The organism is Pseudarthrobacter sp. IC2-21 (assembly GCF_034048115.1).
In the GTDB taxonomy this organism is placed as follows: domain Bacteria; phylum Actinomycetota; class Actinomycetes; order Actinomycetales; family Micrococcaceae; genus Arthrobacter; species Arthrobacter naphthalenicus.
In genome coordinates, this window is the sequence record NZ_CP139145.1 from 2,331,459 (window position 1) to 2,356,131 (window position 24,673).

The following is a 24,673-nucleotide window of genomic DNA, read 5'->3' on the forward strand; positions in this document are numbered from 1 at the left end:
CTTCGGCCCTGGTTACTTCTGTGTCTGCGACAGTCGTGTCCAAAACGTGTCCAATCCATTGTTTACGCGGGCCACGTCTTCTGGCGTGCCCATAAGTTCAAAGCGATAGAGCGGGGGTACGTGGCATTTCGCCGCGATGATGTCCGCGGCCATGCAGTAGTTGTCCCCAAAGTTTGTGTTGCCTGCACCGATGACCCCGCGGATCAGTTGCCTGTTCTGCGGGTTGTTCAGGAAGCGGATGACCTGCTTGGGCACTGAGCCCGCACCCCCGGTGCCGCCGTATGTCGGAACCACCAGCACGTACGGCTCGGTGGCGAGGAGCGGGGCGTCCTTGGCCTGGAGCGGGATCCGCGCCGCGTCGACGCCCAACTTGGCGACGAAGCGGCTGGTGTTCTCGGAAGTGGAGGAAAAGTAGATAAGCCGGCTGTGCGTGGTGACAGGCGGCAACGGGGCCGCCTGGGCCCTGGCTTCTGCCAGTGCTGCCACGGGAGTCACCTCATGTGTGGGTCGAAAAAATGCCGGTTGGCTGGAAGTTGAGGCTAGGCCACGGAGGAGACGGCAGCCTGTGCCAGTTCCTCGATCTTGTCCGGGCGGAAGCCTGACCAGTGGTCCTGGTCGGTGACCACAACAGGTGCCTGCATGTAGCCAAGTGCCTTCAGGCGCTCCAGTGCCTCGGCGTCCTGGGAGATGTCAACGCTCTGGTAGGCGATGCCTTTTTTGTCCAGCGCTCGGTACGTTGCATTGCACTGCACACATGCAGGCTTGGTGTAAACCGTAACGGTCATGGTTCCCTGTCCCCTTTATCGAAATCTTCGCTCGTCTTTGTCCCGCCCAAGCTGTACGTCGATACTACATGTAGTGCAGACGGCTCTTCGGAACCCCAAGATGATGTATTACAAGTATGTCATTTAATGCACTTTTAATCCACAGGCACCGGCCTTCAAAATGTCCGGATTCCAGCGTTTTTTGCGGACGAAATCCACACCCTGTGGAGTACTTCCCAACAATTAACGGCCAGCGTGTCGCGTTCTGGACGGCGTGTCGCCATGCCCGGAACGGCGGCCAGAACAGTGCCGCCAACCACAACATGTAGTGGTCAGCACTACATGTTGTGAGGGGCCCATGGACCCGGGACGAAGCGGCGGCCACCCCGTACCATCAACCGTGTGGGCGACTGCCCTCACAGAAGCCGGACCTGGGCTACATCTGTAGCGGGGACTCCAAGGGAATTGAGGGTCAGCATGAAATTGAAGACACTAGCGTGGACTGCGGCCGCCACAGCCGCGACTGCCGCCGCCGGCGGAGCGGCTACGGACCCTAACAGCTCCTGGTACCGCCAGCTGCGCAAGCCGGACTGGCAGCCGCCGGCCCTCGCTTTCCCTGTTGTATGGACCGCACTGTACGCGGACCTTGCCGTCAGCTCCGCGGCCGCCCTGGACAGTAGCAACGGAGAAGACAGCGGGAACAGGAAAACCAGTGGCACCGGGGCTGGCAGCCAGAAGCCCGGCGGCACAGCGAGGAAGCAGGAAATCCGCGCCTATCGCGGCGCCCTGGCCACCAACTTCGTCCTCAATGCTGCCTGGAGCTGGCTTTTCTGGCGCTCACGCCGGCCCTGGCTCGCTGCGGCGGAGGCGGCAGTGCTGGCGGCCAGCAGCACCGACCTGGTCCGGCGGACCTACCGGCTGAACCAACGGGCCGGGGTGTCGCTTGCTCCCTATGCGGCCTGGTGTGGCTTCGCCACCATCCTGTCCACGGCAATCGCCAGGCTCAACCCCGGAACTGGCATCCAGCAGAAGTAGCCTGCCGGTTCAGTCCCGGGCCACCAAGGTGTCCCGGATCTCCCGGCGCAGGACTTTGCCAATAAGCGAACGCGGCAGCGAACCGAGCACAACCACCCTGCGGGGCACCTTGTAGGCTGTCAGCTGCTCCCGGGCATAGGCCAACAGCGCCGCGGAATCGAGGGTGCTGCCCGGGATCGGGACCACCGCCGCCACCACGTCCTCTCCCCCGCCGGGCCGGGGCAGCCCTACTACGGAGACTTCGGATACGCCGGGGAAGGTGGCGATGACATCTTCCACCTCACTGGGCGAGACGTTGAAGCCGCCGGTGATAATCAGCTCCTTGATCCGGTCCCGGATGGTGACGAAGTAGTCGTTGTCCACCGAGACGATGTCGCCGGTGCGGAACCAGCCGCCGTCGAGCAGGGCCTCTTCGGTCTCCTCCGGCCGGTTCCAGTACCCCGCAAATACCTGCGGCCCGCGGATCAGCAGCTCCCCTTCCTCCCCCGGGGCCCGGTCCAGGGCCACGTTCTTCGGATCCACCACCCGGATGTCCGTCAGCGGGAACGGCACCCCAACGGTGCCGGGTTTCCGCCTCGGGCCGAACGGGTTGCCGATGGCGATGGGCGACGTCTCGGTCAGCCCGTAGCCTTCGATGAGATAGCCGCCGGTCGCTTTTTCCCAGGTGTCAACAGTCGTGGCGGGCAGGTTCATGGCGCCGGAGATGGAGAAGCGGATGCTGTCCAGCCCGATGCCGCGTTCCGCAGCGGCGGCGGCAATGCGGTCATAGATCGGTGGCACGGCAGGCAGGAAGGTGGCCGGCGATTTCCGGAGCGCCTTCAACACCAGGTCAACGTCGAACTTGGGGAACAGGACCAGCTTCGCCCCGATGCTGAGGGCAAACGTCATGCACAGCGTAAGACCGTAGGCGTGGAACATCGGCAGGACGGCATAGACCGTCTCCCGGCCCTCTTTCAGCCCCGGCACCCAGGCCCGCCCCTGCGCTGCGTTGGCCTGCAGGTTCGCGTGGGTGAGCATGGCGCCCTTAGGCAGCCCGGTGGTGCCGGAGGTGTATTGGAGGACGGCCAGGTCCTGGGCGGCGGGGCGGGGATGCTTCTTTTTGAGCTCACCCGCGCCGAGGAGTTCCCGCCACGGCATGACCGGGCGAACGGCAGGCGCCGTGCGGCCCTTCGCTTCGCCCCTGCCGATGGTGAGGGCGGCACGGGCCTTTCGGGCGGCAGGAACCGGGAGCCGCAGTGCCAGCCGCTGCGGCAGCGGCATCGCGGGGATCAGTTCCACCGAGACAATCGTGCGGAGTCCGACGTCGGCCGGCAGCTGCCGGACCCGCTCCACGGCCTTGTCCCACACAATCGCGACGGCGGCACCGTGGTCCTCGAACAGGTGCCGCAGTTCGCGGTCCGTGTAGAGCGGGTTGTGTTCGACCGCCACCGCGCCAAGGCGCAGCACTGCGTGGAAGGCAACCACGTGCTGCGGGCAGTTCGGCATCACCAGGGCCACCCTGTCGCCGGCTTTGACCCCCAACTTCTTCAGGCCGGCCGCGGCCCGGCGGATGAGTTTTCCGAGCTCACGGTAGCTGGTGCCGGCGCCGAAGAACTCCAGGGCCGTCTTGGAACCGTAGCGGCGGACGGACTGATCCAGGAGGTCAACCAGCGATCCCTTGGGCAACACAAGGTCCGCCGGGACTCCCGGCCCGTAGGAATTCGTCCACGGGCGCTCACTCCAGGGCTGACCCGGCTGGGCTGCGGCACCCTGCCCTGTATCGTCGTCGGACGTCTTCCGCGTGGTCTTCTTCATCATCAGTCCTTGCCGCCGGAATCTGCCGAGTGTGCGCGCAATCTGCACGCCGCAAGAATCCTACCGGCGCGCGGGGGCGTGTCTGGAAATCCGGGCCGTGGACGTCCTCGCTTCGTCCCGACGTCACTTGCCACAATGGAATCTCACTATAGACTTTCCAACATGGAAACTAACTTTGGGATGCCCCCATCGTCCGAGGACGCCGCGGCCACCCTCCGGGACCTGGCTCTTGACCGGCAGGCACTGGCCGACAGCGTACATGTCCCGACGGCGCTACTGGCCGCCCTCGGAGCCCTGGCGGCCTGGTGGGTGGCTGGAGCCGCAGTGGCGAATCCCGGCGAGAACTACGAGCCCCCGGCTTCGGCATGGCTGGGCTTGGTGGCAGCTTTGGTGATATTCCACCTGATCCGGCGCGAAACCGGCATCCGGTTCCGAAAGATGGGCCCGCGGGCAGCATTCATGCTGGTCGCAATTCTGGCACTCTGCCTGGCCCTGTTTTCCATCTCACTCGGCCTGGTTTCCGTCGGTGCCCGCTGGGCCGTGACGCTCACAAGTCTGTCCGCCTTTCTTCTGGTTACCTGGCTGGCAGGCATCGCCTACCGCTCGGCGCTGGATCAGCTGCGCAGGTGACCACGCCCCGGTTCGACGACCTCATCCACGCGCCCGCAAGGCTGCGGATCTGCGGCCTCTTACGGCCGGTAAACCAGATGGACTTCGCCGTGCTGCGCGACACCCTTGGCCTCTCGGATGCCACACTGTCGAAGCACCTCAAAGCCCTCGCGGAAGCCAAATACATCAGCCTGATCAAAGCGGCATCGGCTTCGCGCACCGATGCCCGGCGCCTGACTTGGGTTGCCCTCACTCCGGCCGGCCGGAACGCGTTCGACGCGCACCTGCGTGCATTGCAGCAGATCGCCGGCATAGACAACTGACCCGGCGGCGGCAAGAATTCCAGCCGTCGGCGGAAGGATAATCCGGCCCTTTACTGCCGTCTCGGTTGAATGTCAGACCCCCTTGTGATGATGGGTGTATGAGGAACCCGGCAGTGACGAAGGCGTTTGCGGATATCACCGCGGCCATTGCTGTGCTCCATGCCGAAGTGCGCGCCGGCGTGTCGGGTGGGGGCCTGGGCAGGGGACCCGGCGGCGATGCGTTTTCTGCGGAGGGCGATCCGTTGCGGGGTCTGTCCGAGGATTGCCTGGACGTTCTGGCCGGGGCCGCGGCCGCTGACGCGCAAATGGCTGGGTTGAAGGCCCGGGCTGCCATGACGTACGCGGACACCGTCCAGGCGGCAGCGGCTCCGGATGCTTCGGTGCCGGCCCAGGAGATGGCGGTGACCGCGGAGGTCGCGTGTGCCCTGAGCATCGGTGACCGGGCCGCGGGTTCGTTCCTGGCCGTTTCCCACGCCCTGGCCACTACCTTGCCGCTGACCTTGGCCGGTCTGCAAGCCGGCAGCATCTCCTGGCAGCATGCCCGGGTCATGGCGGACGAAGCCGCCACCCTTGATGCCGAAGGTGCAGCTGCGTTGGAGGCCCACTTCCTGGACCCGGACGCACCGGACGCCGCCCGGGGCTGTCCCGCCGGGGAAATGCCGGCGTCCCGGTTCCGTCACCGGGCCCGTACCTGGCGCGAACGCCACCACGCCGAGAGCATCGAGACGCGCCACGCCAAGGGTGTCCTGGACCGGCGGGTTGAGTACTGCCCGGACCAGGACGGGATGGCCTGGATCACCGCCTACCTCCCCGGGGACCAGGCGGCAGCCATCTGGAACCGGACCACCGCCATCTCCCGGGGCCTGCAGGGCCCGGCGGAGCAGCGGACCCTCACCCAACTCCGCGCCGATGTCTTCGCCGCCGCCCTCCTGACCACCGCGGACCTGACCACCACGGACCTGCGCAACAGCGGGGACCCGGCCAGCAGCGGAGGCCCGGGCAGCAACGGAGGCCCGGGCAGCAGCGGGGACCCGGCCAGGAATGGGAGCTCTGAAGAACACGACCCGGGGCAGGTCCCGTCGCCGCGGGCCCAGGTGCTGGTGACCGTGCCGGTGTTCTCGCTGCTCGGGGCCACCGAGGAGCCGGCCATGCTGGACGGTTACGGTCCCATCCCGGCGTCGATGGCCAGGGACCTGGTAGCGAACGGGGCCGAGTCGTTCCACCGGGTCCTGATTGACCCGCGCGACGGGGCGCCGCTGGAAATCGGCCGCACCAGCTACCGGCTCACCAAGGCCATGCGGCAATGGCTGCGGCTGCGGGACGGCAAATGCCCCTTCCCGGGCTGTTCGAACAACTCACTGGACAACGAAGCGGACCACCTCCTCGCCTGGGCCAACGGCGGCACCACCGGAGTTTCCAACCTGGGACAAACCTGCCCCAAACACCACCGGCTCAGGCACACCAGCACCTGGCAGCCCACCCCCGCCACCCGCGACCAACCCCCGGGCTGGATCTCCCCGTCCGGCCGGCACTACAAAAGCGAACACCAGGACTGGGAACCACCCCACTGGCCCGACCATCCGGACCGCGTCCACCTTGGAATATCCCTCGGAGAAGAGGATCTGGACCGGTTCCTCCACGCCCGGGCCTGAGGAGGGTCTCCTTCAATCATCCAAAACTTCAAACGGCCAAAGCTCCCAAGCAGCCAAAGCTCCCAATCCGGCATAGTCAGGGCCGTTGCTACAGCTGCGCCTCCCGGCGGTCCAGCACAATCTGCTGCACGTCCAGGTAGCCGGACTGGAAACCGGCGCGGGAGTAGCAGAGGTAGAACAGCCACATCCGCTGGAAAACGGCGTCGAAGCCCAGTTCCCCCACTTCCAGCGAGCGGGCCATGAAGCGCTCCTCCCAGAGGCGCAGGGTCGCCGCGTAGTGATCGCCCATGCCCATCCGTTCACGCACCCGGAGTGTGGTGTGCTGCTGGGTCACGCCCTCGATCGCCCGCACGGACGGCAGGAAACCGCCGGGGAAGATGTACTTGTGCACCCACGTGTATGCGTTGCGCGTCGCCAGCATCCGGCCGTGCGGCATGGTGATGGCTTGGATGGCCACCTTGCCGCCCGGGGCCAGCACCCGGTCGATGGTCTGAAAGTAGATGGGCCAGTATTCATAGCCAACCGCCTCGATCATTTCAACGGAAACGACGGCGTCGAACTCGCCTTCCACCGCCCGGTAGTCCTGCAACGCGACCGTCACCTTGTCCGCGTAGCCCGCGGCCGCAATTCGCTCCTGCGCGAGCGCCCGCTGTTCGCTGGACAAAGTCACGCTGTAAACAGTGGCGCCGCGGGCAGCGGCGCGGAGTGCCAGTTCGCCCCAGCCGGTGCCGATCTCCAGCAGCCGGGTGCCGGATCTGACGCCGGCTTTATCCAGCAGCCTGTCAATCTTCGCCTGCTGCGCTTCCGCCAGAGCCTCCCAGGGGACCGAGTCCAACGCCCCCTCGCTCCGTGGGAACAGCGCCGAGGAGTAGCTCATGGTGGTGTCCAGGAAATTCGCGAAGAGCTCGTTGGACAGATCGTAGTGGCGTGAGATGTTGCTTCGCGTGTTCTGCTCTTCGTTGCGTTCCTGCCGCGGAGTCCGTGGCAGGTACAGGGTCCGCAGCGTCTGCAGCGGCTTTGGGATCAGTGTGTCCACCGAGGCAGCAAAGACCTCCAGTACCCCAGCCAGGTCCGAGGCCTCCCAGTCACCCGCCATAAACGATTCTCCGAGCCCGATGAGGCCGTTGTCCCCGATGCGCCGCTCGAAGTCCTCCGGCCGGAGCATTGTCATAACCGGAGCCCCGGGGCCGCCAGTGCCCAGGACTGAACCGTCAGGGTAGGCCACCTGCAGTGGCAACCGGCGCACGGCTGCCTTGAACAGCAGGCCTGCGGCCTTGCCCGCGATGACGGCCTTGGCGCCCGACGGCGCGTGCGCAACACCGGGCCAAACCTCCGGATCGATGGTGGCGGGCGACGCCGGTACCCCGGCAGCGTTGTCACCTCCAGCTTTGTTCCCGGCAAGGGGCAGCCGCGCGGACGTCGCGGCGGGAACCTGCGCAGCGGCCGTTCCGTTCTCATCGGTCATTGTCATTGAACTGCCTCCTGTGAGGGGTGATGTGGCCTTTTGACGACGGGCAGGCGCCTTGCCCAGAGTTTAACGCCCTGAAAACGGATTAATGCGGATACCAGCAGCGGCGCGGCCGGCACGGCGATGGCCGCCGCCAGGATGTTACCGAGGGTGGCCGGGCGCCGTTCACCATCCATGGTGGCGACGAAGGGCCGGTGCCCCTCGCGCTCCAGGACGATGGAGACGGAAAGCCGTTCCTCCGGAGCAGGCACCTTCATCCGGTAGCTCCCGTCGACGTCGTTGAACGGCGAGACGTAGAACGCCTTGGGCACGCTGGCCCTGCCGGAAGCGTCCGTGTCCAGGAGGTAGCAGTGGCGTTCCCCATAGGTGTTGTGGACCTCGGCGATGACGCACTGCAGATCCCCGGAAGCCCGGTAGCACCAGAAAAGAGTGAGTGGATTAAAGACGTGCCCGAAGACCCGGGCGCTGGTCAGCATCCGGATGGGCCCGCCGTCGGGCTCCATGCCCCGGGTCCGCAAAAACCGTTCCACGTTGCTGCGGATTGTGGAGGCGGGATCACCCAGATGGTCGGCGGCCCGGAAAACAGCCAGCGGCCGCAGTAACCGGGGCAGCTTCGGCAACCGGTCCACGTCCACGAACCAGCTGTAGCTCCGGTAGGTGAATGCATTCTTCAGCGGGGTCTTCCGCACGTGGGAGATGGACGTGCGGTAGATCGCTGCCGTTGGGCTCATGCGCCCTCCGTTGCTGCCATCAGTTCCGGCTCGCCTGCAGTCGTTTCGGGAGACTCGACGCCGGGTGCGTCCCAGGCGCGTCCCAGGCTGGCCGCGGCCCGGACACCGGAGAGTGCGCCGTCCTCGTGGAAACCCCAGCCCAGGTAGGCGCCGGCGTAGGCGATCCGGTCATCGCTGAGCAGGGCGATCTGTTGCTGTGCGCGTAGGGACTCAGGTGTGTATTGCGGGTGCTCGTACACCATCCGGTCCAGCACACTATCCTCCTTGATGAGTTCCGACTCCCCCAGGCTCACCAGGTACGGCCGGCCATCAGCAGGCTGCAGCCGCTGGAGGCGGGTGAGGTCGTAACTGACCAGGACCTTATCCGGCCTGGCATCGCAGCCGGGGAGCCGGTAGTTCCATGATGCCCGGGCGTTGTCCGCTGCGGGCAGGACGGCCGGGTCCCGGTGGAAGACTGTGTGGTTGACCGAGTAGGGCATGGCGCCAAGCGCCTCCTTTTCGGCCGGTGTGGCGTCGGCGAGGAAGCCAAGGGCCTGGGCCGGGTGTGTGGCAATGACTACCGCTTCGAAGTCTTCGATGCCCGCGGCGGTGTCGACTTCGACACCGAGGGCGTGCCGGCGGACGGCGGTCACAGGACTGTTGAGCCGGATGTCCGGGAGCGTCGCGGCCAGCTTTTCAACGTACTGGCCCGAACCGCCGGTGACCGTCCGCCACTGCGGCGAACCCTTGACGCCCAGCATGCCGTGATGGCCCAGGAAGGTGAAGAGGTACCTTGCCGGATAGGACAGTGCCGTGGTGGGGTCGCACGACCAGACCGCACTCACCACGGGCGTCATGAAGTGGGAGATGAAGTAGGGGCTGAAGCGCTCCTTGTCGAGGAATTCGCCGAGGGTGAGCTCGTCACCCCCGGTACCGGCGGCGCCGTCGTCGGACGTCGTGCCCGCATCGATCAGCGCGCGCGCCCGCCGGTAGAAACGCATCACTTCAACCAGCATCAGCAGATAGCGGCCGCGCAGGAGGCTGGAAGGCCGGGCGAGGATGCCTTTACCGCCGTCGCGCGCTCCCGCATACTCCAGGCCGCAGCCGTCGCACCGGATGGACATGCTCATTTCAGAATTCTGGGTCTTGACCCCCAGTTCCGCAAACAGCCGCAGCAAGGTGGGATAGGTCCGCTCGTTGTGGACGATAAATCCGGTGTCCACGCCAAGAGTGGAGCCGTCAGGCTGCGGGACGCTGTGCGTGTGTGCGTGGCCGCCGAGCCTGCTGTCCGCCTCGAACAGGGTGACCTGGTCGTGCCGGTTCAGGATATAAGCGGCCGTCAGGCCGGCCACGCCGCTGCCCACGACGGCGATGCGCCTGGCTGCGGCGGCGCCCGATGTTGGGGGTAGTGACACCTTATGCTCCTCTGCTGAACGGTTGCCCTTGGATATACACAGGGCAATTCGGAACAGCGGGTGGGGTGGATGGGTCGATGGGTTGGCACTTTTATCAGCAACGAGCCGGCAGCAGTAGTGTGGGCTGGTGGTCAATCCCGTACATCTGAAGACCCTCCTTGAGGTTACCCGGCTGGGTTCGTTCTCAGCCGCCGCGGCACGCCTGGGCTACACGGCCTCGGCGGTGTCCCAGCAAATGTCCGCCCTGGAACGCGAGGCGGGGGTGATCCTCTTCCAGCGTTCGGCACGCAGCGTGGTTCCCACCGAGGCCGCGGTGGTGATGAGCCGGCACGCCGCGAAAGTACTGACGGACATTGAAGCCCTGATGGCCGCTGCCGCCAAAACCCAGGGCAGTAAGAGCCAGGAACTCCGGCTGGGCATCTTCCCCAGCCTTGCCACCTACGTCCTGCCGCGCATCCTGAAGAACCCTTCATGGAAGGACCTGGGCATTGATCTGCGGGTGTCCGTTGCCGAACCGTCCCAGACCATCCAGGGTCTCCGGTCCGGCGGTGACCTGGATGTGGGCCTGGTGTTTCAGGTGGGCCAGTCCGGCTTGGCCTGGCCGCAGACAATCAACAGGCAATGGATCGGCGATGACAACTTCCGCGTGGTGCTTCCGGCCGGCTGGGGCTTCGGACCCGAAGCGAAAGTGGCTGCGGACCATCTGTCAGAACTGCCGTGGATCATGCACCACCCCGGGAGTCCGGATGCCGTGGTGATCGACCGGCTTTTTGCAGGCTGCAACCTGCACCCGCGGGTCGTGGCACGCAGCGATGATTTCCACGCAAGCCTGGAAATGGCCGCGGCCGGGCTGGGCGCCGCGCTGGTACCGGAGCTTGCGCTGCGGAACCGGCCAGCCGGCGTCGTGGTGCTGGACGTGCCGGAGATACGGCTGGCACGGAACGTCTTCGCGCTCGTCCTCAACGAGAAAAAAACCGCACGCGTCCAGCTGTTCGTGGACCTGCTGGCTGAAACTCTGGCGGGCCTCGGGACGGCGGGGAAATAGCCCCGAACGCTGGAATGCGCAGCGCTGGGGGTCTATGTTGAAGGTATGAACAGGGTAGCGAGCCAGCACTTTGGAGAAATCGAGCTCAACCACGGCAGGGACCACAACGTCGCTACCAGACATGAGCTCGGCGGCCATACCCTGGAACTCGACCTGAACATCAACGCGCACGACCACTTCGACGAAGCAGCCATGCACAAGGTGGACTACCGGCTCCGCTTCCTTCCCGAACTCGTGGACGAAGTCCGGGAAATGATTGCCGAGGAGCTGGGGCAGGAAGGCACCAGCCCGCAGGAATACCTCAACTTCCACTGCAGCGCCCTCAAAACCGAGCAGCTGCAGAAGATCTTCGGCGTCGAGGAACGCAGCCAGCTCACCAATGACGTCTTCCTCAAGGCCCTCAAGCTCGGCCACGTGGGCATCTTCCCCGGCCAGCCCGAACGCTACTTTGTCCTGGACTTCACCTTGGGGGCGCACTTCACCGACGAGGTACTGGTGGCCTCAGCGGATGAGGACGGCGTCGTGGACGACGAAATCCTCTGGGAGTCCTGAACCCGCACCCGTTAAACCCCGAAAAACCCCGAAGGTCCGCCTGCGCGGCGTTCACTGGGCTGCGCCGCGTCCGCGACGCAGCGTAGCCAGCCGTGCGGTGTACTCGTTCTCATCGATTTCACCGCGGGCAAACCGCTCAGCCAGCAAATCCTCCGCTAATCCGCGACCAGGCACTCCGGCGTCGTACCGCCGGCCGCCGGCTCCCAGGGCTCGCGCCAGAAGGACGATGGCAGTGATGATGGTCCCCCAGAACAATACAAAGCTCACGATCGTCAGGACATAGCCCCAGCCACCCATGTCTCCGCCCCAGTACATCATCGCTAACGCCTCCTGAATGTCGATGCCCGCCCTCTCTTTGAATATCAGGTGCGGCCCTGTGAAGTGTCAGAGTCTTTGGTCCCCTACGCCGGGCGACGGCCGCTCCACCCCCACCAACTCCGGCCACGCGAACACCGGCCCCGCCACTTCCACGCTCCGCCAGTTCCACGCTTGCGGTCCACCCACCGGGACTGGGGACCTTTAGCCCTACTGCGCTCTGCTGGCCCGTTTTCACCATTAGCTATGGATAAGCGCAGACGATGGCGCCTAGCGGCGTGGCTGCTGTTCGCCGGTGTGCTGGTCTCCCTGGTGGCGGGCCTGTTCCACGCCGAATCAGGGGACGCCAACGATCATGTGGCCTCGTTCGCGGCGTATGCCGCCAGCGGGATCTGGACGTTTGTGCATCTGGGCCAGTTTGTGGGCATGGCCCTGCTGATCGCCGGACTGTTTGTCCTCCTGCCTGCCCTTGTTGTTCGGCCGGGCCTCCTCGCCGTGACTGCCAGATTCGGCGCCCTGGCCGCGGCAACCGCTCTGGCTCTGTATGGCGCGCTCCAAGCCGTGGACGGCGTCGCCCTCAAACACGCCGCCGACGCCTGGGCAGCCGCTCCCGCGCCCGAGGAGCCGGCGCGTTTTGCCACCGCCGAGGGCATCCGCTGGCTGGAATGGGGCATGCGAAGCTATCAGAGTTTTATGCTGGGAACCGCCCTGGTACTTTTCGGCATTGTCATAGCCGCAACGCGTCAAGTGTCCCGCGTCATCGGCTATCTCATGGTGCTGTCCGGGGTTGCTTACCTTGTTCAGGGCTGGATCATCGGAGCGGAAGGATTCGCACCCGCAAACACGTTGCCCACCCTGACCGGAATTCTGGCCACCGTCGCCTGGAGCCTGTGGTTGCTCGTCAGTGCCCTGCGGATGCAGACGCCCGGCCGCTCAACCGCCGGAACCTAAAGCGCGACGGCGGCCGCGCACCGAAAGGTGACCGGCCGCCGTCGGGCGTTATTCAGATGTCCAGCGGGACGCCTTAGCTGGCCGCGGCCAGCAGGCCCGCCCGGATGGTCTTGGTGGCCTTGACCACGTTACGCAGGGACTCTTCGGTCTCGGCGTAGCCGCGGGTCTTCAGGCCGCAGTCCGGGTTGACCCAGAGCTGGCGGGACGGGACGTGCTTGACGGCGGTGGCCAGCAGTTCGGTGACCTCAGCCTCACACGGAACGCGCGGCGAGTGGATGTCGTAGACACCCGGGCCCACGCCGCGGCCGAAGCCGTGGGACTCGAGGTCGTGGACAACCTCCATGCGTGAGCGGGCAGCTTCGATGGAAGTCACGTCGGCATCGAGCCCGTCGATCGCGTCGATGATGACGCCGAACTCCGAGTAGCAGAGGTGGGTGTGGATCTGGGTTGCGTCGGCGGCACCGGCGGTGGCCAGCCGGAAAGAGTCCACGGACCACTTCAGGTAGGCTGCCTGCTCTGCCTTGCGCAGGGGCAGAAGCTCCCGCAGGGCAGGCTCGTCCACCTGGATGATCTTGATCCCGGCAGCTTCGAGGTCAGCGATCTCGTCGCGCAGGGCCAGGCCCACCTGGTTGGCTGTCTCGCCCAAAGGCTGGTCGTCGCGGACGAAGGACCAGGCCAGGATTGTGACCGGCCCGGTGAGCATGCCCTTCATCGGCTTGCCCGTCAGCGACTGGGCGTACTCAGCCCACTTGACCGTGATGGGGGCGCTACGGGTGACGTCGCCCCACAGGATGGACGGCCGGGTGCAGCGTGAGCCGTAGGACTGGACCCAGCCGTGGACCGTGACGTCGAAGCCGTCGAGGTTCTCGGCGAAGTACTGGACCATGTCATTGCGCTCGGGTTCGCCGTGCACCAGGACGTCGTAGCCCAGTTCCTCCTGCAACTCAACAACGCGCTTGATCTCGTCCTTCATGAGCTGCTCGTACTGTGCGTTAGTGAGCTCGCCCTTGTTGTTGCGGGCACGGGCCGACCGGATCCCGGAGGTTTGCGGGAAGGAACCGATGGTGGTGGTGGGCAGCGGCGGCAGGTGCAGGGCCTTTTCCTGGGCAGCCTCGCGGACCGCGTACTCGGAGCGGCTGAAGTCGGCGTCGGTCAGCGAACCGGTGCGGGTGCGGACCTCCTCACGGCGAACACCGGCGGCGGCGGCGCGGCCGGCGATCGCGGCCGATGCCTCGTCAATGGCTGCCCGGGCAGAAGCGGGATCGGCCAGGTAAGCGGCCAGTGCCTTGACCTCAACAGCCTTCTGGTCAGCGAAGGCGAGCCAGCTGCGCAAGTCGTCGGAAAGCTGGCCCTCTTCGGTGACATCGTGCGGGACGTGCTGGGTGGATGTGGAGGTACTGACGGTGACGCGGCCGGCCGCCGCCTTCAGTTCATCCAGCTTCGCGGCCGAGGCGGCGAGGTCGTTGCGCCAGATGTTATGGCCGTCAACGACGCCGGCAACCAGGGTTTTGTCCCCTAGGGCAGCGAGTGCCGCTGCCGAGGGAACGGCGCCCTTGAAGGCGTCGATGTGCAGGGCGTCAATGGCGGTGGCAGCCAGGGTCCCGAGCTGGCCGTCCAGGGCTCCGTACGGGGTGGAGACGAGGATCTGCGGGCGCTTGGCGGCGCCGGACAGCACCTCGTAGGAACGGGCGACGGCTGCCTCGATTTCCGCTGCCGGCGTATCGTGGTCAACCACCAGGGCGGGCTCATCAAGCTGGATCCAGCTCGCACCTGCGGCGGTGAGCTTTTCGAGCAACTGCGTGTAGACCGGCAGGATGTCTTCGAGGCGTGACAGCGGCGCGAACCCTGCGGGGGCGTCGTCGGATGCCTTGGACAGCAACAGGTAGGTGACCGGGCCAACAATGTACGGGCGGGTCTCGATGCCGTTGGCCAGGGCGAACTCGAATTCCGCCACGATCCGGTTGGAGGCCAGGGCAAACGTGGTCTCTGGACCGATCTCCGGAACCAGGTAGTGGTAGTTGGTGTCGAACCACTTGGTCATTTCCAGCGGCTGCTGGTCCTTCGTACCGCGGGCCAGGGTGAAATAGCCGTCGATGTCCAACTGGCCCTCGGCGTTGAGGAGGTTGCCGAAACGGGCCGGAACCGCGCCGAGGTGCGCGGTGGCATCCAGCACCTGGTCGTAGTAGGAGAACGTTCCCGGGACGGCGGCAGCTTCGGTGAGGCCCAGATCCTGCAGCCGCCGGGCGATGCTCAGCTGGATGTCCTTGGCGGCCGCGTCCAGCGCGTCGGCATCGATCTTGCCGGCCCAGTAGGCCTCGACTGCCTTTTTGAGTTCGCGGCGGCGGCCGATCCTCGGGTAGCCCAGGAGGGAAGCGGCGGGGAACGGGGTGGCGGGGTTGTTTTCAGGCATGGAAGATTCCTTTGAAGTCTTGAAGCGGGGAAGAAGGTTGTGTGCAGGCGGGGTCAGCTGGCCAGCTGGCGTACCCCGGCCTCGGAGCGGGTGGCTGTGTTCGGCCGGGCAGCCGCGGTGGAGCGGGTCACGGCAGTGGAGCGGGCGCTGGACTGAGCAGCGGCGCTGCGTTGGGTGGCGGAACTGCGTTGGGCGGCGGCGCTGCGTCGGCCAACCGAACGTGCCTGGCGCGGCAGTGACAGTTTGTCCAGGACCTCCAGGGCGCTGACATGTTCGTTGAATGTGTAAAGGTGGATGCCCGGCGCCCCGGCGTCCAGGGCTGCGTTGGCCAGGTCCACAGTGGCCCGGACCCCGATCCGCAGCCGCTCGGCGTCGGTCTCTGCCCCGGCCAGGAGTGCCAGGAGTTCCGGTTCCGGTTCCACGCCCGTCAATTCTCCAAGACGGGTGACGCGCCGAAGACTGGTCAGCGGCATAACGCCCGGGACGATGGGAATGGTAACGCCGGCGCGGCGCGCACGGCTGACAAGGTCGGCGTACTGCTCAGTGCGGAAATACACCTGCGTGATGGCGAAGTCAGCGCCGGAGCGCTGCTTCGCGAGCAGTACCTCGACGTCGTGGGCGACGGTGGGTGACTCCGGGTGCCGGGTGGGGTAGGCCGCTACTCCCACCGCGATCTTGCCTGCGCACAGCAGCGCTGACCGCCTCTGTTCGACACGGCGGATGAGCTCAATCAGGTCCTGGGCATACCGCAGCGACCCGGGAACGGGCGGCTCTCCGTCCTGGGGGCGGTCTCCCCGCAGCGCCAGGATGCCCCGCACCCCGGTGTCCAGCAGCTCCCCGATGATCTCAGCCAGTTCCTCCGGGGTGTTGCCCACGCAGGTCAGGTGGGCCAGTGGCCGGAGGGTGGTTTCGAGCAGGAGCCGGTTGATGAGTTCGACGGCGGTGTCCCGGTTTGAGCCACTGGCACCGTACGTGACCGAGACGTAGTCCGGCTCGGTGGTCTCCAGTTCCCGGATGGTGGTCCAGAGCGACTCAGCCGCAGCAGGAGAACGCGGCGGGAAGAGTTCGTAGGAAAGCGCAACGGGGGCGGTTTCGCAGAGATTTGGATGTGTTTCGATAAGGCTTGGGGGTGACATTTGCGTCCTTGGCTTTGGGCCATTGGCAGCTTCCGGTCAACATGGTGTGACCGCAGGCCGGGCAATGAATTGAGTTTGGGGAACACGGACAAACTTCTCAGGGACGCAGCCGCGACTGTTACGCCTGGAACGAAGTTTTCCGTGAGCAAATGTCAGGCCCACATGGGGGCACCCACACCCTCCGGATCGGAGGATCGCTGACACGTTACCTCGGTAACTTGTATAGAACTCTAAGAGCCGGCGGCGCCCCGTTCAAGTTCGCCGCCGAATTAAGACGCAGTTTTACGTCTTGTTTCGGGGCTGCATAGAATTTTGTTCGCCTACCAGGGCCGGTCCGCTCCCGAGCCGAAGTCATTGTCCCGGAGGTACTCGTCCCGTTCCTGCCCCGAGTTCCGCTCGCTCCGGGCCTCCCGGGTACTGTCCTTGAGCTGGTCAAGCTGACTCTGGCTCCGCGGTTCTGCCGGCTGGCCGGATTCCCCGGGCGTCTTCGCAGCCCCGGGTTTGCCGGGGCCGGCATTCTCTTCGCCCTTCCGCGTCAACCGCTCCCCGGCCTGGTTGAGCTTGTCCGCCGCTTCCGTCCCGGGCCCGCCCTCAGCGCTGGCATCAAAGCAGTTGTCCGGGGCAGCCTTCACCACCGTCAGTCCTTCGGCGAAAAGGCTGGCTGCGGAGCCTTGGTCCCCCGCGGCGGCCTGAAGATCACCGAGGCGTTCGATACTGAGCGCCAGGTTAACCCGGATGGCACATTCGTCAACGTGGCCCGCACGTTCCAGTGCTTCCTCAAAGCTGCGGCGGGCTCCGGCGTAGTTCCCGGCGAGGAACAAACCGTCACCTTCCACGAAAGGCGCCTTGTGGGGCTCGGTGAAGTTAGCGATGCGCAGCCCGGCCGCGGCATCCGCCACGGCACCGGCGTCACCGCCGTCGAAAGCCTCCTCTGCCTGGCCGGCCAGCACCCCGACGCTGAGCAGCTTGGCGGCCAGGCAGAGCAGAAACAGCACCGGCAGGAGGGACCACCGGAGCAGCCGGCGACGGCGCAGCAGCCTGTCGCCGGGCATCTCGCGTCGGGGCTGCCTCATGTCCGCGCGTCCCCTGCGTGCCGGACCGCGACGGTCTGCGCGCGGTCCGGCACGGAGTTTGCGGCCGGCAGCCGCAGCCAGTGCCGCAGCAGTAAAACCGCTTCCCGCAGACCGAGCGTGAACGCGCCAAGGGCGAAGATCCAGTACAGCTCAAAGCGTCCGTCCAGACCTCCGCCCTCCGGTGCCCGTTCAAGCTTGCCGGGATCCGCTGCCTGCATCATCGGCGCCACGGCATCGCCTGCATCGCGGTGAACATACGGAATTCCCAACTGGCCGGCTATCCACTGCAGCCTTCCTTCGTCGATAGCGGACAGCGCATCCCCGCCGCTGCCTGACGTGCGGTCCTGGATATAGCCGGGCCCGGTATCGCCGCCGGAACGCGACCCGCTGTTTTCCCTCATCCGGCCACCCTCCGCTGTGCCATAGCCCAGCACGGCTCCCCCGTTCACCAGGCCGCCGCCGACCTGGATGCCTTCCGGCGCCGCGGCGCTGGTCTGTTCCCCGTCGCCCAGATAAAAAACCAATCTGGGCCGTTCGGGGTGGCTGTCGCGCGCGGCGCGCAGCCGCTCCGCCAGCAGCTTGGCAGCCGACGTCACGCTGCTCCCCTTGGAAAAGGCTGGCATCTGCGGCTGCAGCACAGCGACAGCGGTGTCCAGCGCCGAAGTGTCCGTCGTCAGGGGCATCCGGACTACGGCATTGCTGTCGAATGTCAGGACGGAGAATCGCGCGCCGGCCAGTTCGCCGGCGATGGCCAGGATGTCCTGGCGGACACCGTCCAGCCGCGGCGATTGGTTGCCGTAGTCTTCGGCCACAATGCTGCTGCTGGTGTCCACGACAAAGAAAACGTTGACGTCCGAGGTGGCCGTCTGGGTGTTTCCGCCGGGAATCCCGGGCCTGAGTGCGGCGGCCAGGAGCAGCAGCACCATGACGCTCCTGAGCAGCCATTCGTGGAGCCGGCCGCGGCTCCGCCCGGCGCCACGCTGCCGAAACGCCCGCACCAGCCGCCAGGCCATGGACAGCACAACGGCGCCAATGAGTGCCGACATCAGCCACAGGGGAAGGACAGGTTGCAGGGTCATGGCTTCAGCCGCCAGGATGCGCCTGCCAGGACCAGGCCGGACAGGAGAGCCACCGTCAGCGGCACGTTGGGCAGGTCCGAAACCACGGCCCGCGGTGCACCCTCCAGCGCGGCCGCTTCCGTGTCCTGCACCCGGCGGACGATGTCCGCCACCGCATCCGGGTGATCCAACGGGTAGTACGCCCCGCCGCTGGCGTCGGCTGCTTCCCGCAGCCTTGCGCCGGGCTGCGCAGGCCCCGGACCGTAATCAAAGTCGCCGGGATTCAGCGCATACACCTTGACGCCGCGCTCCCTGGCCAAGGTGCCGGCTTGCTCCAGGGTGAAGATCGGATCCCCGGAGAGGTAGTTGTCCGTCGCCAGGACAACGGAACGCGACCGCTGGCCGGGTGCATCCGGCCCGGCCCCGCCGGTTGGTGATACCGCCCTGGCGGCGCCGGCGCCTGCGGGCGGGAACCCGGCGACGCAGGACGCCAGGCCGTCGCCGATCAGCGAAGACCCGCGCCCGCTCCAGGTGCCGTCCAGGAAGCCCGCACTGCCGGGGTCGCCGTCGAAAGCCGCTTTGGCCAGCGTGAGCTGTTCCTGCACGTACTCATAGTCGTCGGTCAACGGAAAAACCTGGACCGCACTGCTGTCGAAAATGGTGAGGCCGATTCTTTCGCCGTCGAACTCCTTGGCCAGGACACCAAAGACCTCCACCACGGCAGAATCGGCGCTGCTCATGGAGCCGGAACTGTCCAGGCACAGCATGATGTCCCGGTTCCGCTGCTCAGGCCGGACGGTGGTCAGCTCTACCGGCCGCGCCGCCGCTACCACCGCGGAAACGAGAAGGGACGCGGCGGCGAGCGCCGCAACGGCAAGCCAGCGGCGGTGCCGGCGCAGGGCAGCCTGGTATTCGGGCAGAGCGGTGAGGCGGTCCGCGTGGGCAACCGGCCGGCGTCGTGCGTTTGCCTGCGGGCGGAGCGCCCGCCAGAGTGCTGCGGCCGCCAGGAGCAGCGCAGGCGGAATCACCCACCAGAACATCAGTTCCATTGCCCCACCGCCTGCCGTGCCGTCTCGGCCGATTGCGGCACCGGCGGCAGCGGTTCCATTCCGAACTCGCCCGGATAGATCCTCCGGACTGCCTCTGCGATGACGGGAAGCGGGTAGCCTTCCAGCTCGGCCAGGGTCATTCGGGGCGCATCCACTCCTGTCACGTCCCGGGCAAACGTGCGCACCAGCAGGCTGAGCTTCTGGTGGGATTCACGGGAGCTCAGCAACCCGGCCCTGGAATCAGCGGCCACCGCGTCAATCCGCTGCAGATAGGTCTCCTTAAGCCCTTGAAGGTCCGACGGCGTGGTGAACGGGGCCGCGGCTGCCGGCCGCCGTTGGCGGGTGCTGAGGAATACGAAGCAGTACCAGCCCAGGGCCACCGCCACCAGGGCAAAGCCGGCCCACATCCAGGCGCCGCTGTATTGCAGCGGCCCGATGAGGCCGCCGTCAGCGTGCATGCCGGTGCCTTTCGAGCAGGGCGAAAAGTTCCGTGATCACCTTGCTGCTGCCGGTCACATGGCCTTCGGTGATGCCGGCGCGGCGGAACATGTCCTGCCGGCCGGAGTCCCGCTCCCCTGCTGCCCTCACGTAGGCCTCCGTGACTGCGGTGGATGAGGCCAGGTGTCCCAAGAGCGTGCCGGAGTCAGCCACGCTGAAGGCCTCCCCGGCGCAGCCATCTCCGGCAAGGACGGCGTCGCGGATGGTGAGCCAGAGGATTTCGTGCTGGGCACGAAGCCGGCGCAGCAGCTGTTCCAGCTCCGGGCCGGCCGCAAGCTCGTCGGCCACAACAAAGATCAGGAACCTGCCTTTGACCGTGCGGGCCACGTGTTCCAGCTGGGCCTCGATCCGGCTGGGCCCGGAGTCCAGGCCCGTGGCGGAATCAATCGTCCGCAGGACCCGTTCCAGGTGCGCCTCCCCGGCCTTGGCCGGGGTCGCACGCGTGCCGTCAGCGTCTCCGCAGACCAGGCCCACCACGTCGCCGTGCCTGTTCGCGAGGTACCCCATGACCCCGAGCGCCATGAGGGCGATGTCCTTCTTGGCTTCGCCGTCGCGGGCTTCGGCGGCCATGTTCCGGCCCGTATCCGCTACGAGCAGGACGGTCTGCCGCCGGGCGGCAACATGGCGTTTGATGAGGGGTGACCCGTGCCGGGCGGTGGCTTTCCAGTCGATGGCGCGGACGTCGTCGCCGGGAATGTAGGCCCGGAGGTCGTCAAAATCGAGGCTGTGGCCCCGGAAGACTGAAGCGTATTCGCCGTCGAGCATGCCGCGGGCTTTTCGGTGGGCGAAGACGGCCATTTTCGACTTTACGCGGGTCAGGAGGCTGGTCATTGCCGGGCTCAGGGGGTCTGAACGGAGGCCACGATGGCGTCGATGACGCTTTCCACCGGGACCTGCTCGGCAATGGCGTCAAACCCCAGGATCAGTCGGTGCCGCAGGACACGGTGGGCGAGGGATTTCACGTCCTCCGGGATCACGTGGTCCCTGCCGTTGAGGAGCGCCACGGCCCGGGCAGCCCGGCTGAAGGCGATGCTGGCGCGGGGGCTGGCGCCGAATTCGATGAACTCCGCGAGCCTGCGATCAATGTATTGCCCGGCGTTGCGGGTGACATATACCAGGCCCACGATGTAGTTGATGATGGCGGGATCGATGTAGATCCGGCGGACCAGGTCCTGTGCGCCCAGAACGGCGTCAAGGGAGGCGGCTGCGGCAGGTTTCTGTTCCGCGGTGAAGACACCGGCGTCGATCCGCCGGAGGATCTCCGTCTCCTCGGCGGGCGAGGGGTAGTCCAGCACGTCCTTGAGCATAAAGCGGTCCATCTGGGCCTCCGGCAGCTGGTACGTTCCTTCCTGCTCGATGGGGTTCTGCGTCGCGAGCACCAGGAACGGCGAGGGCAGTTTGTACTCCTGGCCACCGATGGAGGTCTGCTGTTCCTGCATCGCTTCGAGCATGGCGCTTTGGGTCTTGGCGCTGGAGCGGTTGATTTCGTCGAGCAGGACGATGTTGGCGTGCACCGGCCCCAGTTGCGTGATGAAGGTGCCCTTGGCGGCGTCATAGATCTGTGTTCCCACGATGTCGCTCGGGAGCAGGTCCGGGGTGCACTGGATGCGCCGGAACTCCGCGCTCACGGCCTCGGCTACGGTCTGGGCCGCGGTGGTCTTGGCGAGGCCTGGAACGCTTTCCAGCAGGATGTGACCGCCCGTCAGGAGACCCACCAGCAACGACTCGCGCAGCCGCGCCTGGCCCACCACTTTGGCATCGAAGCTGCGGGAAATTTTCGCCACCACCTGCTGCGCGCGGGCCAGTTCCACCGGTTCGATTCGTGCGGGCGCACTGGTCTGAAGCAATGGATCTCCCCCTGTTGGCTTGCTGCGTGGTGATTGCGGACTGCTGATGTAGCCGGCCGGCGGCTCTCCGCCCGCCATCCTATCCAAGCCACCTGCGCAAATACCTGCAATGGGGACCCCTCCCCATGGCAGGTCCCCGGGTCTATCCTGATGAAATGATTGAGCTACCAGCCAGTTACCAGGCCTATCTCGCGGACAAAAGCCCTACGTTCATCGACACCGTTCGGCCCATCCTGATGCAATCCGCCGCGGATAAGGCCCACGGCGTCCGGGTCCTTAACCTGCCTCACGGCCATCAGGCGCACCTCGACGACACCATTCCCTATGGTGTCGTCGTGGAGGACATCGACTGAGAGTTTCGGCGCATAGTGCTGCCCTGGGCCCCCAGCCGCGGATATCCGTAGGGGACCCCGGGGGGCAAGGAACTGCGGCTAAACCTCCAGGAGCAACCGTTGTGACCGGGGCGCCAGCGTGTGTTCCAGGACCAGGCAGGCAGCGCCAACGGCGCCAACATCCTCACCAACCCCGGTGCCCACAACCTCGATGGTGTGGATCAGCCGGGCCGCGCTGTTGGCATCCACCAGTGCCGGGATCTTCTGCAGGTAGCGGTCCGCGATGCGGCTCCAGAACGGGCCGCCAAAGACCACCCGTTCGACGTCGAGCGTGTTGGTGACTACACAAACGGCACGCGCCACGAGGACTGCGGATCTGTCGATGATGGCCAGTGCTTTTTCGTCGCCGGCATCGGCGAGGTCGCACAACTGCGCGAAGCTCTGCTGGACCTCTGCCCCGTTGTTGTGGTTCGCGGAGCCGTCCAGAATCCCTGCGCCTACGGCTTCCGCCACCAGCACCTTTGGAATCACGGAGGACTTCACGCAGCCCCGCAGGCCGCAGTCGCAGGGAGGCCCGTCCGGATCCACCATGATATGGCCGATCTCGCCCGCATTTCCCGATGTTCCACGCACCACTTCATCGTTGAGCACAATGCCGCAGCCGATGCCCGTCCCCATGTACATGAACACGAAGCTGCCCGCACCGCTGGGGCCGCCGGCCCAGGTTTCGGCGACGGCGGCACTGGTCACGTCCTTGTCAACCAGGACGGAATAGCCGGTGGCTTTGGCCAGGGCGTTCCGGAGTTCAACACGGTCCCAGCCCGGCAGCAGCGGCGGGTCAACCACGGTGCCGTTGTCCAGGTCGATGGGGCCGGGGGCGGCGAGGCCCAGGCCTGCGATCTTGCTTGCATCCACGCCGGACCCGGCAACCAGCTGTTCGATTTCGGTGGCCATGGTGGCGATCACGGCGGCAGGATCATTCCCGCCCGGGGTTTTGATGCGGGCGTGCTGCACAACTGCGCCGACGAGGTCGAGGACCACAAAGGTGGTCACGGCAGGGTCCAGGTGGACGCCCACGGCGTACATTCCGGCCGGGTTCAGTCGCAGCATGGTGCGGGGTTTGCCCGGTCCGCTGCCTTCTTTGCCGGCCTCGACAATCAGGTGCTGGTCCAACAGCCGGCGCGAGATGTTGGAGATGGTCTGCGGGGAAAGGCCTACGATCTGAGCCAGCTCAACGCGGCTCAGGCCTCCGGATGAGCGGCGGATGGCATCGAGGATCACCGTCAGGTTGAAGTCCCCCATGCGCGGCAGGTTGGTCCCGCGCCGTGGAGCCGAGGGCTGGCGTATGTCTGGCACGGTCTCCCCTAGTATTTGCGGCCGGGTTCTGGTGATGTCTGAATGCTACGTTACCGCCAGTTCAACGCCCAGAGCCGGAGGCGGACTGCGGCGCGGTCCCGTGGTCAGGCCCGTTTGGTGCTGACCGCCACCGTGAATTTCGGGTTGCTGCCCTTGACCGTGGTGGGACCCACCAGCCGTTCCAGGGCCGGCAGGTACTGCAGGTGCCGGTTGAAGACTGTCCACAACTGACCGCCGGGAGCGAGGACCCTGGCCGCCGCCTCAAACAGCTTGAGCCCTGCCCCGGCATGCACGCTGGCGCCTAGGTGGAACGGCGGGTTCAGCAGGACCAGGTCGGCACTTGCGGCGGGCAGGGTGCTCATGGCGTCGTCCTGGAGCGCCGTGATCCGGTCCGTGAGGCCGTTGGCCCGGGCGGTGGCTTCGGCCGAGGCGACGGCAGCGGCGGAGCGGTCTGTGGCTGTGACGCGCGCCGCGGGGTTCGCCTTCACGTACATGGCGGCGAGGATCCCCGTCCCGCACCCGAGGTCCACAGCGTGCCCGGCGGCGGGCATTTGCGGCAGAAAGGTCAGGAGAAACCTGGTGCCGATGTCCAGCTTCGTACCGGCGAAAACCGCGCCGTACGCTGCAACGTCGAGGTCCAGCTCTGCGAGGTGTTCGACGACGGGCCCGGGGCTGCGTGCGGCCGCACCTTCGCCACGTACGGGCTTGGGGTCGCCGGCAATGATCAGCCGTGATTTCTGCCGCGCCAGTTGGGGCTGGACGGTTTGGAAGTGACGCTCCAGGACAGCGTTCATCCCCAGTGACATGTGCTTGACCCGCCCGCCGGCGATGAGCACCACCTCCGGGGCGGCGTACCGGGCCACGGCGTGGGAGATTTCCTCGAGCTCCGCCAGCGTGCGGGGCAGCTGGAGCAGCACGGTCCCGGCACCGGCGAGCAACTTTTCCCCCAAAGGAAGCTGCTGGTAGCCTGCCAACCCCAGGACGGCGGCGTTGTTCCGCAGGGCACGCTCCCCCGTGATGAGGTCCTCGTGGACCCGGACCTGCCCGACGCCCAGGACCGCCAAGGCCCCCAAGGTAAGGGCGCCGTAGCGGTCACCGATTACTGCCAGGCTGCCCGGCGCATCCACGCGGCCGGCGGCGGCTTCGAGCAGGAGCCTGTCCGTGGCGTCCCAGGCCTGCAGGTTGGGCGCCTCAACATCGGGGTACCGCCTGAGCCTGCCGAGGATGTTGTCAAGGCTGTTCTCTGCCACGTTGTTCCTGCCGTTTGCCGGTGTGCCGGGT

At 66.3% G+C, this 24,673-nt stretch carries 25 protein-coding genes; 8 read left to right on the plus strand and 17 right to left on the minus strand.

Annotation, left to right across the window (positions count from 1 at the left end; all coding sequences use genetic code 11):
- Positions 1-12 precede the first annotated feature (12 nt).
- Positions 13-486, minus strand: a complete 474-nt coding sequence (gene nrdI / locus SBP01_RS10730; protein ID WP_275215744.1) for a class Ib ribonucleoside-diphosphate reductase assembly flavoprotein NrdI — start codon at positions 484-486, stop codon at positions 13-15.
- A gap of 53 nt (positions 487-539) precedes the next feature.
- Positions 540-785, minus strand: a complete 246-nt coding sequence (gene nrdH, locus SBP01_RS10735) for a glutaredoxin-like protein NrdH (protein ID WP_275215743.1) — start codon at positions 783-785, stop codon at positions 540-542.
- 456 nt (positions 786-1,241) lie between these two features.
- Here nrdH and SBP01_RS10740 point away from each other — a divergent pair, with 456 nt between their 5' ends.
- Positions 1,242-1,799: a TspO/MBR family protein gene (locus tag SBP01_RS10740; protein WP_320535771.1), complete on the plus strand. Its 558-nt coding sequence runs from the start codon at positions 1,242-1,244 to the stop codon at positions 1,797-1,799.
- Positions 1,800-1,808: 9 nt separating this feature from the next.
- Here SBP01_RS10740 and SBP01_RS10745 read toward each other — a convergent pair whose 3' ends face one another.
- Positions 1,809-3,593: a long-chain-fatty-acid--CoA ligase gene (locus SBP01_RS10745; protein ID WP_414004297.1), complete on the minus strand. Its 1,785-nt coding sequence runs from the start codon at positions 3,591-3,593 to the stop codon at positions 1,809-1,811.
- Between the two features lie 162 nt (positions 3,594-3,755).
- Between SBP01_RS10745 and SBP01_RS10750 the strand changes: the two genes are divergently transcribed.
- From SBP01_RS10750 to SBP01_RS10760, 3 genes are all read left to right on the plus strand, one after another.
- Complete coding sequence (locus SBP01_RS10750) at positions 3,756-4,223, plus strand: hypothetical protein (RefSeq protein ID WP_320535773.1); 468 nt, start codon at positions 3,756-3,758, stop codon at positions 4,221-4,223.
- Positions 4,220-4,525, plus strand: coding sequence for a transcriptional regulator (locus SBP01_RS10755; protein ID WP_320535774.1), 306 nt, complete (start codon positions 4,220-4,222; stop codon positions 4,523-4,525). The genes SBP01_RS10750 and SBP01_RS10755 overlap by 4 nt, the downstream gene beginning before the upstream one ends.
- A 98-nt stretch (positions 4,526-4,623) precedes the next feature.
- Complete coding sequence (locus tag SBP01_RS10760; protein ID WP_320535775.1) at positions 4,624-6,177, plus strand: HNH endonuclease signature motif containing protein; 1,554 nt, start codon at positions 4,624-4,626, stop codon at positions 6,175-6,177.
- A gap of 88 nt (positions 6,178-6,265) precedes the next feature.
- Here the strand turns inward: SBP01_RS10760 and SBP01_RS10765 are convergent, their stop codons facing one another.
- From SBP01_RS10765 to SBP01_RS10775, 3 genes are read right to left on the minus strand one after another with little or no spacing between them, the layout of a single operon-like run.
- On the minus strand, positions 6,266-7,648 hold the full coding sequence (locus SBP01_RS10765; RefSeq protein ID WP_320535776.1) for a class I SAM-dependent methyltransferase: 1,383 nt from the start codon (positions 7,646-7,648) through the stop codon (positions 6,266-6,268).
- Positions 7,645-8,376: a DUF1365 domain-containing protein gene (locus SBP01_RS10770; protein ID WP_320535777.1), complete on the minus strand. Its 732-nt coding sequence runs from the start codon at positions 8,374-8,376 to the stop codon at positions 7,645-7,647. Before SBP01_RS10770 ends, SBP01_RS10765 begins: the two co-directional genes overlap by 4 nt.
- Complete coding sequence (locus SBP01_RS10775) at positions 8,373-9,770, minus strand: NAD(P)/FAD-dependent oxidoreductase (protein WP_320535778.1); 1,398 nt, start codon at positions 9,768-9,770, stop codon at positions 8,373-8,375. The genes SBP01_RS10770 and SBP01_RS10775 overlap by 4 nt, the downstream gene beginning before the upstream one ends.
- A 127-nt stretch (positions 9,771-9,897) precedes the next feature.
- On the opposite strand from SBP01_RS10775, the gene SBP01_RS10780 reads away from it, so the two are divergent.
- A complete protein-coding gene (locus SBP01_RS10780; protein WP_320535779.1) occupies positions 9,898-10,815 on the plus strand; it encodes a LysR family transcriptional regulator in 918 nt (305 codons plus the stop codon).
- A 45-nt stretch (positions 10,816-10,860) separates the two neighbouring features.
- Positions 10,861-11,367 (plus strand): DUF2004 domain-containing protein, encoded by a 507-nt coding sequence (locus SBP01_RS10785; protein WP_320535780.1) that lies wholly within the window; start codon positions 10,861-10,863, stop codon positions 11,365-11,367.
- Positions 11,368-11,418: 51 nt separating this feature from the next.
- Here the strand turns inward: SBP01_RS10785 and SBP01_RS10790 are convergent, their stop codons facing one another.
- Positions 11,419-11,685, minus strand: coding sequence for an SHOCT domain-containing protein (locus tag SBP01_RS10790; RefSeq protein ID WP_320535781.1), 267 nt, complete (start codon positions 11,683-11,685; stop codon positions 11,419-11,421).
- Positions 11,686-11,928: 243 nt separating this feature from the next.
- Between SBP01_RS10790 and SBP01_RS10795 the strand changes: the two genes are divergently transcribed.
- Positions 11,929-12,633: a DUF4386 family protein gene (locus tag SBP01_RS10795; RefSeq protein ID WP_320535783.1), complete on the plus strand. Its 705-nt coding sequence runs from the start codon at positions 11,929-11,931 to the stop codon at positions 12,631-12,633.
- A 73-nt stretch (positions 12,634-12,706) separates the two neighbouring features.
- Here SBP01_RS10795 and metE read toward each other — a convergent pair whose 3' ends face one another.
- The 8 genes from metE to SBP01_RS10835 form a co-directional block, all read right to left on the minus strand.
- Positions 12,707-15,043: a 5-methyltetrahydropteroyltriglutamate--homocysteine S-methyltransferase gene (metE, locus tag SBP01_RS10800; RefSeq protein WP_320535784.1), complete on the minus strand. Its 2,337-nt coding sequence runs from the start codon at positions 15,041-15,043 to the stop codon at positions 12,707-12,709.
- Positions 15,044-15,096: 53 nt separating this feature from the next.
- Positions 15,097-16,179 carry a methylenetetrahydrofolate reductase gene (locus SBP01_RS10805; protein ID WP_320535785.1) on the minus strand — a complete coding sequence of 361 codons (1,083 nt, stop codon included), beginning with the start codon at positions 16,177-16,179 and terminating at the stop codon, positions 15,097-15,099.
- A gap of 320 nt (positions 16,180-16,499) precedes the next feature.
- Positions 16,500-17,252: a hypothetical protein gene (locus SBP01_RS10810; RefSeq protein WP_320535786.1), complete on the minus strand. Its 753-nt coding sequence runs from the start codon at positions 17,250-17,252 to the stop codon at positions 16,500-16,502.
- Positions 17,249-18,331 carry a VWA domain-containing protein gene (locus tag SBP01_RS10815; protein ID WP_320535787.1) on the minus strand — a complete coding sequence of 361 codons (1,083 nt, stop codon included), beginning with the start codon at positions 18,329-18,331 and terminating at the stop codon, positions 17,249-17,251. The genes SBP01_RS10810 and SBP01_RS10815 overlap by 4 nt, the downstream gene beginning before the upstream one ends.
- Entirely contained in the window at positions 18,328-19,359 is a 1,032-nt protein-coding gene (locus tag SBP01_RS10820; protein ID WP_320535788.1) for a VWA domain-containing protein, read from the minus strand. Before SBP01_RS10820 ends, SBP01_RS10815 begins: the two co-directional genes overlap by 4 nt.
- Entirely contained in the window at positions 19,350-19,817 is a 468-nt protein-coding gene (locus SBP01_RS10825; RefSeq protein WP_320535789.1) for a hypothetical protein, read from the minus strand. Before SBP01_RS10825 ends, SBP01_RS10820 begins: the two co-directional genes overlap by 10 nt.
- Positions 19,807-20,688, minus strand: coding sequence for a DUF58 domain-containing protein (locus SBP01_RS10830; protein WP_320535790.1), 882 nt, complete (start codon positions 20,686-20,688; stop codon positions 19,807-19,809). Before SBP01_RS10830 ends, SBP01_RS10825 begins: the two co-directional genes overlap by 11 nt.
- A gap of 8 nt (positions 20,689-20,696) precedes the next feature.
- On the minus strand, positions 20,697-21,704 hold the full coding sequence (locus SBP01_RS10835) for a MoxR family ATPase (RefSeq protein WP_320535791.1): 1,008 nt from the start codon (positions 21,702-21,704) through the stop codon (positions 20,697-20,699).
- A gap of 155 nt (positions 21,705-21,859) precedes the next feature.
- On the opposite strand from SBP01_RS10835, the gene SBP01_RS10840 reads away from it, so the two are divergent.
- Positions 21,860-22,057: a hypothetical protein gene (locus SBP01_RS10840; protein ID WP_275215725.1), complete on the plus strand. Its 198-nt coding sequence runs from the start codon at positions 21,860-21,862 to the stop codon at positions 22,055-22,057.
- Between the two features lie 78 nt (positions 22,058-22,135).
- Here SBP01_RS10840 and SBP01_RS10845 read toward each other — a convergent pair whose 3' ends face one another.
- Together SBP01_RS10845 and SBP01_RS10850 are read right to left on the minus strand one after the other, a co-directional pair.
- On the minus strand, positions 22,136-23,338 hold the full coding sequence (locus SBP01_RS10845) for an ROK family transcriptional regulator (RefSeq protein WP_320538325.1): 1,203 nt from the start codon (positions 23,336-23,338) through the stop codon (positions 22,136-22,138).
- A 158-nt stretch (positions 23,339-23,496) separates the two neighbouring features.
- Positions 23,497-24,642 carry a class I SAM-dependent methyltransferase gene (locus tag SBP01_RS10850; protein ID WP_320535792.1) on the minus strand — a complete coding sequence of 382 codons (1,146 nt, stop codon included), beginning with the start codon at positions 24,640-24,642 and terminating at the stop codon, positions 23,497-23,499.
- Positions 24,643-24,673: the final 31 nt, after the last annotated feature.